Source organism: Acidovorax sp. FG27, from assembly GCF_040365715.1.
Classification (GTDB): domain Bacteria; phylum Pseudomonadota; class Gammaproteobacteria; order Burkholderiales; family Burkholderiaceae_C; genus Paracidovorax.
Window position 1 is genome coordinate 1 of record NZ_BAABVY010000001.1, and the last position, 14,722, is coordinate 14,722.

Annotated in this window: 11 protein-coding genes and 1 riboswitch; of the genes, 5 read left to right on the plus strand and 6 right to left on the minus strand. The window is 67.7% G+C overall.

The features are described from left to right. Positions 1-414: 414 nt before the first annotated feature. Positions 415-2,406, minus strand: a complete 1,992-nt coding sequence (locus ABWV53_RS00005; protein WP_353361641.1) for a serine/threonine protein kinase — start codon at positions 2,404-2,406, stop codon at positions 415-417. Between the two features lie 196 nt (positions 2,407-2,602). On the opposite strand from ABWV53_RS00005, the gene ABWV53_RS00010 reads away from it, so the two are divergent. Further along, positions 2,603-3,514: a 23S rRNA (adenine(2030)-N(6))-methyltransferase RlmJ gene (locus ABWV53_RS00010; RefSeq protein WP_353361643.1), complete on the plus strand. Its 912-nt coding sequence runs from the start codon at positions 2,603-2,605 to the stop codon at positions 3,512-3,514. Positions 3,515-3,579: 65 nt separating this feature from the next. Here the strand turns inward: ABWV53_RS00010 and ABWV53_RS20270 are convergent, their stop codons facing one another. The 5 genes from ABWV53_RS20270 to ABWV53_RS00035 form a co-directional block, all read right to left on the minus strand. Continuing rightward, a complete protein-coding gene (locus ABWV53_RS20270; RefSeq protein ID WP_502903798.1) occupies positions 3,580-4,398 on the minus strand; it encodes a septal ring lytic transglycosylase RlpA family protein in 819 nt (272 codons plus the stop codon). Positions 4,399-4,601: 203 nt separating this feature from the next. Further along, entirely contained in the window at positions 4,602-5,462 is an 861-nt protein-coding gene (gene metF / locus ABWV53_RS00020; RefSeq protein WP_353361645.1) for a methylenetetrahydrofolate reductase [NAD(P)H], read from the minus strand. Continuing rightward, positions 5,459-6,460 carry a TlyA family RNA methyltransferase gene (locus ABWV53_RS00025; RefSeq protein WP_353361647.1) on the minus strand — a complete coding sequence of 334 codons (1,002 nt, stop codon included), beginning with the start codon at positions 6,458-6,460 and terminating at the stop codon, positions 5,459-5,461. Before ABWV53_RS00025 ends, metF begins: the two co-directional genes overlap by 4 nt. Positions 6,461-6,576: 116 nt before the next feature. Beyond that, entirely contained in the window at positions 6,577-8,016 is a 1,440-nt protein-coding gene (ahcY, locus tag ABWV53_RS00030) for an adenosylhomocysteinase (RefSeq protein WP_353361649.1), read from the minus strand. A gap of 87 nt (positions 8,017-8,103) precedes the next feature. Further along, positions 8,104-8,187: riboswitch (S-adenosyl-L-homocysteine riboswitch) on the minus strand. A gap of 46 nt (positions 8,188-8,233) precedes the next feature. Beyond that, a complete protein-coding gene (locus ABWV53_RS00035) occupies positions 8,234-9,517 on the minus strand; it encodes an MFS transporter (RefSeq protein ID WP_353361651.1) in 1,284 nt (427 codons plus the stop codon). A 201-nt stretch (positions 9,518-9,718) separates the two neighbouring features. Between ABWV53_RS00035 and ABWV53_RS00040 the strand changes: the two genes are divergently transcribed. From ABWV53_RS00040 to ABWV53_RS00055, 4 genes are read left to right on the plus strand one after another with little or no spacing between them, the layout of a single operon-like run. Next, on the plus strand, positions 9,719-11,347 hold the full coding sequence (locus ABWV53_RS00040) for a peptide chain release factor 3 (RefSeq protein WP_353361653.1): 1,629 nt from the start codon (positions 9,719-9,721) through the stop codon (positions 11,345-11,347). A 35-nt stretch (positions 11,348-11,382) separates the two neighbouring features. After that, a complete protein-coding gene (locus ABWV53_RS00045) occupies positions 11,383-13,179 on the plus strand; it encodes an ArnT family glycosyltransferase (protein WP_353361655.1) in 1,797 nt (598 codons plus the stop codon). After that, positions 13,163-14,194: a glycosyltransferase family 2 protein gene (locus tag ABWV53_RS00050; RefSeq protein ID WP_353361657.1), complete on the plus strand. Its 1,032-nt coding sequence runs from the start codon at positions 13,163-13,165 to the stop codon at positions 14,192-14,194. The genes ABWV53_RS00045 and ABWV53_RS00050 overlap by 17 nt, the downstream gene beginning before the upstream one ends. A 9-nt stretch (positions 14,195-14,203) precedes the next feature. Next, complete coding sequence (locus tag ABWV53_RS00055) at positions 14,204-14,614, plus strand: GtrA family protein (RefSeq protein ID WP_353361659.1); 411 nt, start codon at positions 14,204-14,206, stop codon at positions 14,612-14,614. Positions 14,615-14,722: the final 108 nt, after the last annotated feature.

Below are 14,722 nucleotides of genomic sequence, written 5' to 3' on the forward strand. Positions count from 1 at the left end.
TGTTGGTGACCAGACCCGCGCCGGTCGCCCCCACGGCGCCCGCGGCGATCAGCGCCAGGGTCAGGCGCCGAGGGGTGGAGAGGATGGAGTTCATGGCAAACCTTTCGGTGGGTTGTTGCATGAACGCGAGTGTCGGCAGGGAGACTTAGGCGAGGCTTAGAGCTGGGTGCGGCACAAAAAAATGGGGCAACACCCTCTCGGCCCCCCGCGCCGCACGTGCGGCAGACGGCACCGTGGACTCTGCGGCCTGGATGCATGCTCCCTGCTACACACTGGACTTCATCGAAAAGCGAGGGAGGTGCGCCTTGCAACCCGCGCCCAATGACACCCACGCCGCAATGCCAAAGCAAGGCGGTGGACGGCCTCGGTCTCTTACTGGAGAACTAACCCGCCGCTACAAGGCCGAGCCCCCCGCTACTGCGAGAACATTTCCCGCTTGCGCGCCTCTTCCTCCTGCCGGCGGCGGTTCTCCACGCAGACGGGGTAGCTGCCGGCACCGGCCACCTGGCATTCGCGGTGGATGCACATGGGGCGGGTGAGCAACGAGGCGCTGGCGCAGGTCTCGCTGGGGTTGGGCGGACGGGCGGGCCGGCTCGACGGTGCGGGCGCGGGCGCTGCCGGCGCAGGCGCGGGGGTGGCGGCCTCTGGCGCGGGCGCGGCGGGGGCGGGAGCAGGGGCGGCGGCAGGCGCCTCGCGCCGGGTGGCCGGCTTGGCCGGGCGCGGCGCGGGCGCGGTGACGAAGGCGGGCACCGGAGCCTCGGCCGACGCGGGCGGCGTGGCGGGCGCTGCCACCGCCGTGGGTGCGGAGGCCACCGGCAAGGCCGCCGAGGCGGGCGCCGTCGCGGCCTCGGCCATCTCGGTGATGATCTGGTCGTCGGGCGTGCGCGACGGCTGCTTGGGGGCCGCCCGCCACCACAACGCCAGGGCGACGGCTGCGGCAGCGAGCAGGGCCAGCAGGGCGAAGACCACGGCGCGGGAGGGCGCGCCCCGGGCGCCGGTGGCCCGCGCGGGCGCGGCGGGCGGGGGCACCTGTGGCGGCACCCCACCGCCCCCGGCGGAAGCGCGGGCGGCCGGCGGCGTTGCGGCCAGGGGCTGCGGCGGCGGGACCACAGCAGCAGGCGCTGCCGGCACCGGCGGGGGCACGGGCTCGGGCTGCGGCGCCAACATCAGATCCACGTCGATGGCAGCGGAGGCCGGTGCGACGGCCGGCAGCGGGTCAGGCTCCGGGGCAGAGGGTGGCGGGGGCACGAACGTCGGAGCGGCCTGCACGGCCGAAGGCACCACCGAAGCGGCCTCGGCCCCGGCCGTATGCTGGGCCAGCACCTGGGCCAGCGGTTGCGGCACCCGGGTGGTAGAGGTTGCAGCCATTTCCTGCGGCGCGATCGGCACGGACGCGGCCAGCCCACCGGCCGTGCCCGGGTCGACCCAGATGTCGCCCAGTTCGGCGCGGAAATCGAAATGCTCCAGCCCCACGGGCGGCGCCTGCAGCTCCAGTAGCTGGGCGAAGGCGTCGATGGACTGCGGCCGGTCTTCGGGGCGCAGCTGCAGCGCCTGCGACATGGCGGCCACGAACGGTGCGGAGTACTCGACCCCGAACTGCTCCTGCACGGTGCGCGCCACGCGCTCGAACGGCACCATGCGGTCGCGGATGGCGCGCAGCGTGGCGGGCAGCGGCGTGTCGTTACACACGCAGCCATGCACGACGGCGGCCAGGGAATAAAGGTCGCTCCACGGCCCCTGGCGCAGGTCGCTGCCGGCGTCGGTGTATTGCTCGATGGGCGCGTAGTTGACCTTCAGCACGGCGGTGTGCTGGCGGTCGCGGTCGCTGATGGCGCGGCGGGCAGCGCCCAGGTCCAGCAGCACCGGCGGGCCCACGTCCTGCAGGAAGATGTTGTCGGGCGAGACGTCGCGGTGCAGCATCTGCGCGTCGTGCAGCACCCGCAGCGCGCCCAGCACCGACCACAGCACCTTGCGCAGCCAGGCCTCCGGCGGCGGGGTGCGCATGTGGGCGCGGGCCTGCTTGAGCGTCATGCCGCCATAGAGCGGCATGACCATGTAGGCCGTGTGATTGGCTTCCCAGAAGCGGAACACCTTCACCAGGGAGGGATGGTCGTACTGCGCTAGCAGGCGCGCCTCGTTCACGAACGAGGCCAGGCCCGCCTGGTACGACTGCTCGTCGGCCGAGGAGCGCACCCACAGCGTCTGGCCCTGCGTGCGGCCCGCCAGCGCGGAAGGGAGGTATTCCTTGATGGCGACGAAGCGCATCAGGGAATGGTCGAACGCGCGGTACACCATGCCGAAGCCGCCCACGCCCAGCAGCGACAGCACCTCGAACTCCCCCAGGCGCGCACCGGGCTGCAGCGCATCGACATGGTTCACGGCGCTGGCAGGAAGGGGACTGGACATGGTGGGAGGGAGGGAGGCGGTGAAAACGGGGCAAGACCACGGACGCGGACGGCGCACCGCTCATCGTAGCGTGCGCGGCCCCCGATCGGCGCGCCATCATGGGGGAAGAAGCGCCGCGCAGCCGACAAAACCGCCTCGGGGCGTGGAAAGCGCGCACGGCGGGCCGCCCGGCGGCCGCCCTGGTTACCATTGGGCGATGTTCAGTTATCGCCACGCCTTCCATGCAGGCAATCACGCGGATGTGCTCAAGCACACCGTGCTGATCGCCACCCTGCAGCACCTGACCCAGAAAGACGCGGCGCTGACCGTGCTCGACACCCATGCGGGAGCCGGGCTGTACCGGCTGGACGGCGACTATGCCAGCACCAGCGGCGAGGCCGCCGACGGCATCGCCCGGCTGCTGGCGCCCGCGCCGGCCGATGGCAAGGCGGCCGCGGCCGCGCCGCTCGCCCCGGCCCTGCAGGCCTATGTCGACGTGGTGCGCGCCTTCAACCAGGGCACGCAGACCCGCGTGTACCCCGGCTCGCCCTTCATCGCCCAGCACCTGCTGCGCAGCCACGACAAGCTCAAGCTCTTCGAGCTGCACCCCACCGACCTGCGCTCGCTCGCCGGCAACGTCGCCCAGCTGGAGGCGGGCCGCCAGGTGGCCGTGTTGCACGAGGACGGTTTCGAGGGGGTGAAGAAGTTCCTGCCTCCACCGGCCCGCCGCGCGCTCCTGCTCTGCGATCCCAGCTATGAAATGAAGAGCGACTATGGCCGCGTGCTGGACATGGTGGCCGATTCGCTCAAGCGCTTCGCCACCGGCACCTACGCCGTCTGGTACCCGATCATTCCCCGGCCCGAGGCGCACGACCTGCCGCGTCGCCTGAAGACCATGGCCGTGAAGGCCGGCAAGCCCTGGCTGCACGCCACGCTGACGGTGAAGAACAGCAAGCTGGTCGAAACCGCCGAGGGCGAGAAGCGCCGCCCGGGCCTGCCCGCCAGCGGCATGTTCCTCATCAACCCGCCCTTTACGCTGAAGGCGGCGCTGAAGGACGCCCTGCCGCAGATGGCCGAGCTGCTGCAGCAGGACCGGCACGCGGCGCACAGCCTCGAATCCGGCGGCTGACCGGCGCGCGCCGCGGCCCCCCATGGGCCAGCGCGACCGGACGGGCCGCACCGCGCCGGGCGGGTCTATTCGGACACATCCTTGTCCGGGCAGCCCGCATCGTCCTCGGCGGCCAGCGCCGTGATGGCGACGGACTTGGTGCCCAGCCCCAGCATGCCCAGCTGCTTGGCCGCCGCCTGGCTCAGGTCGATGATGCGGCCGGCCGCGTGCGGCCCCCGGTCGTTGATGCGCACCTGGACCGAGCGCCCGGTGGACAGGCTGCGCACGCACACCCGCGTGCCGAACGGCAAGGTGGGATGGGCGGCGGTGAGCGCATACATGTCGAAGCGTTCCCCGCTCGCCGTGCGGCGCTTGTGGAACCTTGCGCCGTACCAGGACGCCATGCCCTGCTGGTCGGGCTCAGCCTCTTCACCCGCGCCGGGGCTGCGCAGGCCCTCGCCGGGCTTGTCGCTCTCCAGCGAATACATGCCGTTCAGACCCGGGACGCCGGCCGGCGCGATGGAGGGCACGACGGTGGAGACGGGCGGCAGATCGGCCTCGCGCTGCGCCGGCCGGCGGCCGCTGGCCGAGGGCGCGGGGCTGGAGTCGGCTTCGGCAGACGGGCCCTCCCGGGAGGCTGGACTGGCGCCCGCGTCGGCAGCCGCATGGGCCGCGCTCCGGGGCGGCGAGATCAGCGTGCGCAGCGGCGGGCCGGAGGGCGCTGCGGAAGAGGCAGCCCCGGCGGGGCCGTCGCCGGAGCCCTCGCCGGCAGGCACCGGCGGCGCGGACGGCACCGCGCAGGCCGTCAGCACAAAGACGCTGGCGAGCACGGCGGACCGGCGCAGCGCGCGCGGGGAAAGGCTGACCCGCAGATGACGAAGACCGGCGACCGCGATGCGCCTCATGCGGTCCGCGCCGGAAGGTGGGCCGGGCGGCGGGCGCCGCCACGCCACCAGGGGGCGTAGGAATTTTTCATCGGCGCGATGTTAGCCGAGCCCTTCGGGCCCGCTTAACCAGTCGCTGCCGAGCGCCCGCAGCGGCTCATCGCCCCCCGGCCGGGCGTCAAACACCGATGCCCATCGCCGAAAAACCGGACCGGCAACGCCGCTTACAGCCCCAGGCGCCGGCACAGCTCCAGCGTGGGCCCGCTCTGGTTCATGGTGTAGAAGTGAAGCCCCGGCACGCCGCGCGTGCGCAGTTGCTCGCACAGCTCGGCCACCACGTCCAGCCCGAAGGCGCGGATGCTGGCCACGTCGTCGCCGAAGCCCAGCAGCCGCAGCCGGATCCAGCGCGGGATCTCGGCGCCGCAGGCGTCGGAAAAGCGCATCAGCTGGGTGGAGCCCAGGATGGGCATGATGCCGGGCACCACGGGCACGTCCAACCCCAGGCGGTGCGTCTCGTCGACAAAGCGGAAGTAGGCGTCGGCGTTGAAGAAGTACTGGGTGATGGCCGAGTCGGCGCCCGCCCGCACCTTGGCCGCGAAGGCCTGCAGGTCGGCTTCGGGCGAGCGGGCCTGTGGGTGCACTTCCGGGTAGGCGGCGACTTCGATGTGGAAGTCGTCGCCCGTCTCCGCGCGGATGAAGGCCACCAGGTCGCTGGCGTAGTGAAACGCCCCGCCCGCGCCGTAGCCGCTGGGCAGGTCGCCGCGCAGGGCCACCAGGCGCTTCACGCCCATGGCCTTGAGCTGCGCGAGCTGGGCGCGCACCGTTTCCTCGGTGGCGCCAATGCACGAGAAATGCGATGCGGCGGTGACGCCTTCGGCGAGGATCTCGCGCACGGTGCCGAAAGTGCCCTCCTGCGTGGAGCCGCCCGCGCCATAGGTCACCGAACAGAACTCGGGTCGGCGGGCGTAGAGCTGCTGGCGCACGGCGCGCAGCTTCTCGGCACCCTCGGCCGTCTTGGGCGGAAAGAATTCGAAGCTGACCGGGAAGGCCGCGGCGGCAGAAGGGGAAGCGGGGCGTTGGCTCATGCGGCGCTCCTGGCGTGGATGAAGAATTCGCGGTTGCCGTCGCCGCCGTCGATCGGGCTGTCCAGCCAGCCGACCACCGTCAGGCCCGCGGCGGCGCAGCAGTCGCGGATGCGTTGCTCGACCACCGGGTAGAGCGCCGCATCGCGCACGATGCCGCCCTTGCCGACCTGGCCCGGCTGCAGCTCGAACTGCGGCTTGACCAGCATGAGCAGCTCGCCACCGGCTTTCAGCAGGGGCGCCACGGCGGGCAGGATGTGGGTGAGCGAGATGAACGACACGTCGCCCGTCACCAGGTCGAAGATGGGCGTCACGTCGACGGATTCCCGCCCCGCGCGGCGGCGCCGCACGGTGGGCAGCGTGCCCTGCGCGCGCGCCCGCGCCTTGGCCGAGCGCTCGGCCTTGAAGGCTTCCACGTCGTGCTCCTTGGCGTCGTCGCTGTCGTCGTATTCGTCGTCGATCACTCCGCCGTTGCGCATCCAGCTGTAGGGCGCCTCGGGCTGGGTTTCGTTGTCTTCCAGGTCCTGCTCCACCTGTTCGGAGAGCGCGTCCTCGCAGGCGTCCTGCAGCGAGGCGGCCGTCATCGAGCGGGCGTTCAAGCCTTCCACGGCGACGACCCGCCCATCCTGCCGCAGCCGCTCGTGCAACTGGCCGTGGCCCACGTCCACGCCGATCACCTGCGCGGCGCCCTGCTGCAGCAGGCAGTCGGTGAAGCCGCCGGTGCTCTGGCCCACGTCCAGGCAGCGCCAGCCAGCCACGCGCAGGCCGGTCGCCTGCAGCGCGCCTTCGAGCTTCAGCCCGCCACGCGAGAGATACCGCGCCTCGGCTTGGTCGAGCAATTGAACTTCGGCGATTTCCGGAATGTCGTCGCCGTTCTTGGCGACCTTGTTCCACGGCAGGCTGGCCGCCAGCCGCCACTGCACGCCGGCCGCGATCAGGCGTTGCGCCTGCGAGCGGGTGGTGGCGTGGCCCTTGTCCACCAGGTAGACGTCTGCGCGCATGCGCCCATCCTTTTTTCAGAGTCGAAAGTGCCGCCGGCGCTGATCCATCAAGCGCCAGCAGCTATTATTTTCATAGCAAACCGCACGCCGACCCCATGGCCGGCGCAGCGGGGCTTTTAGTAGCGGTAGGTGTCGGGCTTGAACGGGCCGCTCTTGCTCACGCCGATGTAGGCGGCCTGGGCGTCGGTCAGCTCGGTCAGCATGGCGCCGACCTTCTTCAGGTGCAGGCGCGCGACCTTCTCGTCCAGCAGCTTGGGCAGTACGTAGACCTTGCCGGCCTCGTACTGGTCGGGCTTGGTGAACAGCTCGATCTGCGCGATGGTCTGGTTGGCGAACGAGGACGACATCACGAAGCTGGGGTGGCCCGTGCCGCAGCCCAGGTTCACCAGGCGGCCCTTGGCCAGCAGGATGATCTTCTTGCCGTCGGGGAAGGTGATGTGGTCCACCTGCGGCTTGATCTCTTCCCATTCGTACTTCTCGATCGACGCGACGTCGATCTCGTTGTCGAAGTGGCCGATGTTGCACACGATGGCCTGGTCCTTCATCGCCGCCATGATGTCGTGCGTGATGATGTCCTTGTTGCCGGTGGTGGTCACGAAGATGTCGGCCTTGTCGGCGGCGTATTCCATCGTCACCACGCGGTAGCCTTCCATGGCCGCCTGCAGCGCGTTGATGGGGTCGATCTCGGTGACCCACACCTGGGCCGACAGCGCGCGCAGCGCCTGGGCCGAGCCCTTGCCCACGTCGCCGTAGCCGGCCACCACGGCCACCTTGCCGGCGATCATGACGTCGGTGGCGCGCTTGATGCCGTCCACCAGCGATTCACGGCAGCCGTATAGGTTGTCGAACTTGGACTTGGTGACCGAGTCGTTCACGTTGATGGCGCGGAACAGCAGCGTGCCCTTGGCGGACATCTCGTTCAGGCGGTGCACGCCGGTGGTGGTTTCTTCCGTCACGCCGATGATCTCGGCGGACTTGCGGCTGTACCAGGTGGCGTCTTCGGCCAGCTTCTTGCGGATGGCGGCGAACAGGATGCGCTCTTCCTCGCTGCCGCCGTTGCCGGCCACGAGCGATGCGTCCTTCTCGGCGCGCTGGCCCAGGTGCATCAGCAGCGTGGCGTCGCCGCCGTCGTCGAGGATCATGTTCGGGCCTTCGCCGGCGCTGCCCTTGGGCGCGAAGTCGAAGATACGGTGGGTGTAGTCCCAGTAGTCTTCCAGCGATTCGCCCTTGATGGCGAACACCGGCGTGCCACCCGCAGCGATGGCCGCGGCGGCGTGGTCCTGGGTGGAGAAGATGTTGCACGAAGCCCAGCGCACGTCGGCGCCCAGGGCCTTGAGGGTTTCGATCAGCACGGCCGTCTGGATGGTCATGTGCAGCGAACCGGTGATGCGCGCGCCCTTCAGGGGCTGCGATGCCGCGAATTCCTCGCGGATGGCCATCAGGCCGGGCATTTCGGTTTCGGCGATCTTGATTTCCTTGCGGCCCCAGGCGGCAAGGGAGATGTCGGCGATGGCTTGGTCGGCCTGATCGGCCTGGGGCTTGAGAACTGCGCTCATGGTTTTCTCCAGTCAAGGATGGCGATGAAAACCACGCGGGTCCGGAGACGGGAGATGGGAGGCAGTCGCTCACCGCACCGGAAACAGCGTGGGTGAGCGTCGTTGCGAAGGAACCGGCTTCCGAGCCTCACGCCCCGCTGTGCTGGGGGCGCTGCAACGCTCCTCGGAAAGGCGTGCATTGTACAAAATGCGCGGGCCGGCCGGGGCCCGCAGCCTGTCAGCGCGGCGCACTCCCGCGACGGGCGTGCGTCGCCCCGGCCCTCAGCCGCAGGGCGAAGAAGAGAGCGAGCCCCAGCAGCAGCATGCAGAACAGCACGACGGCCGGCCACTGCCCCCGCTCCCAGAAGCCGCCCGCCGCCACGCCCAGCACGCTGGAAGCCATGTAGTAGGCCAGCAGATACATCGACGACGCATGGCCCTTGGAGTGCAGCGCCGCTGCCCCGACCCAGCCGCTGACCACCGCATGCCCGCCGAAGAAGCCCAGCGTGATAAGGCAGATGCCGGCGATCAGCGCGGCCAGGTGCGACGGCAGGGTGAGCAGCACGCCTGCGGCCATCAACGCCACGCAGCCCAGCAACACCGCCGGGCGCCCCAGCCGGTCGGCCAGCGCGCCGGCCCAGGGCGAGGCGCACATGCCCAGCAAGTACGCGCAGAAGATCAGGCCGATCTCGGCCTGGCCCAGGCCGAATGCGGGGGACGACAGCCGGAAACCCACCAGATTGAAGACCGACACGAGCGGCCCCACCAGCAGGCACCCCACGGCCACCAGCAGCGGCAACACCGGGTTGCGCAGATGATCGCGCCAGATCGCGGCGTGCTGGCGCACCCCCATGCCCGCGGCGCGCACGAAGCGGCGCGAGGGCGGCAGCAGCAGCACGAAGCCGATGGCGACCAGCAGGTCCAGCACGCTGATGAAAACCATGGCCTGGCGCCAGCCGAAGGCATCGGTCAGCAGGCCCACGCCCACGCGGCCGGCCATGCCGCCGAAGGCCGTGCCGCCGATGTAGAGGCCCATTGCATACCCGAGGCCGCGCGCATCGATCTCTTCGGCCAGATACGCCATGGCCACTGCCGGCACGCCGCCCAACAGCACGCCCTCCAGCGTGCGGGCGGCCAGCAGCAGCGACCAGTGCGGCGCCAGGGCCGCCAGCAGGTTGCACAGCGCCGCCAGCGCCATCGAGCCGAACATCAACCAGCGCCGCCCCACCGCCTGCGACACGGCGCCCGCCACCAGGATCGAGACGGCCAGCGCCGCCGTGCTGACCGACAGCGCCGCCGAACTGGCCGCCGCGCCGATCTGGAAATGCCGGGCGAATTCCGGCAGCAGCGGCTGCACGCAGTAGAGCAGCGAAAACGTGGCGAAGCCTGCGAAAAAGAGCGCGATGGCGATGCGGCGGTAGGCCGGGCTGCCTGCCACCGCGCCACACGGCACAGCGGAATCGGTGGCTGCGGCGCCCGAGGCAGGGGGTGAAGGGGTGGGTGTGTCGTTCTGGAGGGTCATGCGCATCGCCACAGCGGAGGTGGGCCGCGATTCTGCGCGGGCACCGGGGCGGCTGTCCAATCCACAGGTGCCCGATGCGGCGCCGCTAGAATCCCTGCGATTCATGGGGCCTGTGCCGGTGCGACCGCGCGCTGCGCCCACGGCCCCTTGCGCGACGGCCACGCCGCCGCACGCCCCCTCTTTTGCCATCCGAGCCCGCCCTTGTCCTACGCCCCAGAAACCCGGCGCCGCCGCACGTTCGCCATCATTTCCCACCCTGACGCGGGCAAGACCACGCTGACGGAAAAGCTGCTGCTGTTCTCGGGCGCGATCCAGATCGCGGGCGCCGTGAAGGGCCGCAAGGCCAGCCGCCATGCGACCAGCGACTGGATGGAAATCGAGAAGCAGCGCGGCATCTCGGTGGCGTCGTCGGTGATGCAGATGGCCTACCGCGACCACGTGGTCAACCTGCTCGACACGCCCGGCCACAAGGACTTCTCGGAAGACACCTACCGCGTGCTGACGGCGGTGGATTCGGCGCTGATGGTGATCGATGCCGCGAACGGCGTGGAAGCGCAGACGCGCCGGCTCATCGAGGTCTGCCGCCAGCGCGACACCCCGATCATCACCTTCGTCAACAAGATGGACCGCGAGGTGCGCGACCCGCTGGACATCATGGACGAGGTCGAACGCGAGCTGGGCATGCCCTGCTGCCCGATGACCTGGCCCGTGGGCCAGGGCAAGAACTTCGGCGGCATCATCAACCTGCGCACGCAGGCCATGACGGTGTTCGAGAGCGGCAGCGAACGCCGCCCGCAGGATTTCGAAGCCATCCCCCTGTCCGACGAGACGGCCCTGCGCGCCCGCTTCGGCGCTGAATTCGATGCCGCGCTGGAGAGCATGGAGCTGGCCGTGGGCGCCTCGCCCGCCTGGAACCAGGAAGCCTTCCTGGCCGGCAAGCTCACCCCGGTGTTCTTCGGCTCGGGGGTGAACAACTTCGGCGTAATGGAGGTGCTGGACGCGCTGGTCGACATGGCCCCCTCCCCCGGGCCGCGCGTGAGCACGCTGCAGGTCAACAAGCAGCCGGTGGTCAAGACGATCCAGCCGGAGGACGAGGGCTTCTCCGGCGTGGTCTTCAAGGTGCAGGCCAACATGGACGCCAACCACCGCGACCGCATCGCCTTCGTGCGCGTGGCGTCGGGCAAGTACACCCCGGGCATGAAGCTCAAGGTGCAGCGCACCGCCAAGGAACTGCGGCCCACCTCGGTCGTCACCTTCATGAGCCAGCGCCGCGAGGCGGTGGAAGAGGCGTATGCCGGCGACATCATCGGCTTCACCACCCACGGCGGCGTGCAGCTGGGCGACACCATCACCGATGGCGCCAGCCTGCAGTTCACCGGCCTGCCTTTCTTCGCCCCGGAAATGTTCATGACCGTGGTGCTGAAGAACCCGCTGCGCACCAAGCAGCTGCAGCAGGGCCTGGCGCAGCTGGGCGAGGAAGGGGCCATCCAGGTGTTCAAGCCCGATGCGGGCGGCAACATACTGCTGGGCGCGGTCGGCCAGCTGCAGTTCGAAGTCGTGCAGCACCGGCTGAAGACGGAATACGACGCGGACATCCGCCTGGAGAACTGCCAGTACACCGGTGCCCGCTGGATCACGGCCGACACTGCGGCCGAGCTGCGCGCCTTCACCGACGCCTACCCGCTGCGCCTGGCGCATGACGCGGCGGACACGCTGGCCTACCTGTGCACCAGCCCTTACGACGTGCGGCTGGCGCAGGAGCGGTTTCCAAAAATTCACTTTCATCCGCTGCGGGAGCATGCGGGTTTGGCGCTACAAAGCGCTGCGTGATCACCGCAATGTATCGGGATTGGATGCCCGGAGATATGAACGACAAACTTCTTTTCGCAGCCCAGCATTACACCTCGCTGCTGGTATTTTCAGTCACATTTTGGGGATTCGGCAGGACAGCGATTGCCTGTTGCAACACGCGTGAACATCCCATGGATCGCTGGCTCCTGAATGGGCTGGCCATCGTTCTGGGCATGGGACTGATGACCGTGGCGTTACAGAGCCTGGGAGCAAGCGGCTTGTTGCGCAGATCGAGCATCAACGTCCTGCTCGTGCTGGGATGGGGCTTGGCGATGGTTCAGGCCTTCCGAAGCATTCGCTACAAAGCGCAGGTTGTACATGGGCAGACTCTGGGTGCCGTGTGGCCTTATGCCATTGTTCCGCTGGCGCTTATCCTGCCCCTGGCGGTGGCAGCGCTCCAGCCACCGAATCGATGGGACGAGTTGATGTACCACCTGCCACACGCAAGGGAGTGGGCAACCTCCGGTCAGCTGCAGGTCAACGAATGGCTGCGCTATCCCTTTTCGCCCTACAACCTGGGAGTCTTGTCCGCCGCAGGAATCATCGTCCGAGGCGACGTGTTCCCCCACTTGCTTCAGGCGCTGGCGGGTTGCCTAGTGGCGACCATGATTTTTCGCTTGGCCTTGCAGTATGGGGGCCGTGCTGCCGCCTGCCTGGCTGCCTGCTTCTGGATTGTGATGACCCGCGAAGAATTCGGTGCCTCACACGTCGACATGGGAGTGAGTGCGTTCGTGTTTGGAGCGCTCATCGCTCACCTGCAGTGGGAGCGCAACCACGCCGACCGTGCTTGGCTGGTTCTGTCCGGCCTGCTCCTGGGTTGCGCTGCAGGATCGAAATACCAAGCACTTGGGCTGCTGCCATTCTTTTTCGGCTGCATCCTCATTCAGCCGTATCGAGTCCGCAACCTTCTTTATTGGTCAATGGCGGTAGCCATTCCTTGCGTCTACTGGTACGCACGCAACTTCCTCATGACCGGAGATCCTTTCAATCCCCTCGGGGGAAGCCTGTTCGGCTACACCGACTGGAACGCCGGTGACATGCAGTACCAATTGTTCGATCTGAAGCGCAGCGCGAATTGGCCTGCGTGGTTCCTCTGGCCTGCGGTGTTGGCGCCACTGTCTCCCGCCCTCCGTAAAAGCGTTGGCGGATTGCGCATGCAGATTTTTGCAGCGTATGGCTTCGCGGTGTGGCTGGTCACGTCCCATTACGACCGCTACCTGATGCCTGTGCACCCGGTAATCGGCATTCTTAGTGCATATGTGCTGGTCCATGGCCTGCAGGCCGTGATCCTGCGGCTTGCTCCCAGGGCTGCCATCACAAAATCAACATGGGCTCCACACCTAAGCCGCGGTTGGCAACTAGGCGCCGTGATTGTGGCGGTGAGCCTGTCGTTGGGTTGGATTATTCACAATGTGCCAAAGCACTGGGAACGTGTGGCAGCCACCGAGGCCGAACGCAACCATGTGCTCATGGGCAGCGTGTGGTCTTATGGACTTGCCCAGCAAATCAAACATCAAAATTTGGGAAAAACCTACCAGTGGGGGCTCGAGGGGGCGATCTATTACCTACCGAGCCCCGTGTATGGAGACCATTTCGGCCCTTGGCGCTACCGCGACCTGGACGGGCTGTCATCTCGCCAGCTGGCTGACAAACTCACGGCCCAGCATTTCAAGACGCTGCTTGTCCACCGCGCCACAATCCCTGGCTTGGAAGCCAAACCCGATTTCGCCCGCTATTTCACCCCCTTTGCCGAGTCCAATGGAGACAAGGCCTACAAGATAAATCCAGGACCTTATGCTGACCAACCTTGAAGCTCTGGGGCAATCCCAACCCGCCCTGCGCATCGCACTGATTGTTCCCTGCTACAACGAAGCCCTTGCGATTGGGCAAGTGTTGACTGGATTCAGGAAGGCGCTGCCGGACGCGGCCTTGCACGTCTTCGACAACAATTCCACAGACGACACCGCTGCGGTGGCCCGCGCCCACGGTGCCGAAGTCACGCACGTCCGGCTGCGCGGCAAAGGAAACGTCGTGCGCCGCATGTTCGCTGATGTGGAAGCCGACATCTACATCATGGTCGATGGAGACGCGACTTACGACGCGGCGCAGGCCCCACACATGATCAACATGCTCCAGCAGCACAAGCTCGACATGGTAATCGGCAGCCGCGTTGATGACGGAACGAACCATTCCACCTACAGGCCAGGCCATCGTCTCGGCAACCGTCTGCTCACAGGCTCCGTGCTTTGGATCTTCGGCGGCCACTTCACCGACATGCTGTCAGGCTATCGGGTATTTTCGCGTCGTTACGCAAAGTCGTTTCCTGCTTCTGCTCACGGCTTCGAAACGGAAACGGAGCTGACAGTGCATGCGCTCGAACTGCGCATGCCCTACGCAGAACACCCTACCGCCTACAGTTCCCGGCCTGAAGGCTCCATGAGCAAGCTCTCCACATTCAAGGACGGTTGGCGCATTCTCAAAACGATTGCCAAGCTCGTGATCAGCGAGAAACCCCTGGAGTTCTTCTCTCTGTTGGCTCTTCTCCTGGCACTCATATCTATCGGCATGGCCATCCCGATCGCGCTCACATATCTGGAGTTGGGAGTGGTTCCGCGTCTTCCGACCGCCGTGCTCACCACGGGTACGATGCTCTCTGCGTTACTGTCACTTGTCTGTGGCGCGGTGCTCAATACGGTCACGCTCGGTCGTCGAGAAGCCAAATGGCTGGCATACCTTGGCACCCCCGGACCACGGGTGACCTGCGCGCAAGATGCTGCCAAGCACGGTGCGCCGATGCCAGCCGTCTCCAATGCAGCAGCACTCTGAACTGCCGCCATGACGCGCACACGGCAGTTCGCGGCCTTTTGTGCCGTAGGCACAATCGGTTTCTTGGTGGATGTGGCGATCCTGCATGTTCTGGCCCCCTGGCTGGGCTGGCATGGAGGCAGAGTGCTGTCGTTCCTGGGGGCTGCAACGGCTACCTGGGCGCTCAACCGCGCGTTCACGTTCGGCGGGCAGGCCGCCACTGCGCTCTACAGCGCTTGGCAACAGTACTGGCGCTATCTGCTCGCGATGCTGGGAGGCGCACTGGTGAACTATTTGGCCTATGCAATGACCTTGCATTGGAACGCTGCATCCTGGGCGCCCACCTTGGGTGTGGCCTTGGGCAGCATCGCCGGCTTGGCCGTGAATTTCATCAGCGCGCAGCGAGTGGCCTTTCGCAGTCGTAACGTCTCCCCCCCCTAGGCCCAATGCCAGTCAGTTAAGCCCAGGCGAGGCCGACAGCAGGTACCAAGGAAACTTGTTCAACACGTTCCCTTATTGTTTTGTCCGACCTGCTGCAAACGACTTTGA

What these genes read in the sequence shown, in the direction of transcription:
- ABWV53_RS00005 (WP_353361641.1), bottom strand. Translation starts at nt 2,406, where the DNA reads ATGTCCAGTCCCCTTCCTGCCAGCGCCGTGAACCATGTCGATGCGCTG.
- ABWV53_RS00010 (WP_353361643.1), top strand. Translation starts at nt 2,603, where the DNA reads ATGTTCAGTTATCGCCACGCCTTCCATGCAGGCAATCACGCGGATGTG.
- ABWV53_RS20270 (WP_502903798.1), bottom strand. Translation starts at nt 4,398, where the DNA reads ATGAGGCGCATCGCGGTCGCCGGTCTTCGTCATCTGCGGGTCAGCCTT.
- metF (WP_353361645.1), bottom strand. Translation starts at nt 5,462, where the DNA reads ATGAGCCAACGCCCCGCTTCCCCTTCTGCCGCCGCGGCCTTCCCGGTC.
- ABWV53_RS00025 (WP_353361647.1), bottom strand. Translation starts at nt 6,460, where the DNA reads ATGCGCGCAGACGTCTACCTGGTGGACAAGGGCCACGCCACCACCCGC.
- ahcY (WP_353361649.1), bottom strand. Translation starts at nt 8,016, where the DNA reads ATGAGCGCAGTTCTCAAGCCCCAGGCCGATCAGGCCGACCAAGCCATC.
- ABWV53_RS00035 (WP_353361651.1), bottom strand. Translation starts at nt 9,517, where the DNA reads ATGACCCTCCAGAACGACACACCCACCCCTTCACCCCCTGCCTCGGGC.
- ABWV53_RS00045 (WP_353361655.1), top strand. Translation starts at nt 11,383, where the DNA reads ATGAACGACAAACTTCTTTTCGCAGCCCAGCATTACACCTCGCTGCTG.
- ABWV53_RS00050 (WP_353361657.1), top strand. Translation starts at nt 13,163, where the DNA reads ATGCTGACCAACCTTGAAGCTCTGGGGCAATCCCAACCCGCCCTGCGC.
- ABWV53_RS00055 (WP_353361659.1), top strand. Translation starts at nt 14,204, where the DNA reads ATGACGCGCACACGGCAGTTCGCGGCCTTTTGTGCCGTAGGCACAATC.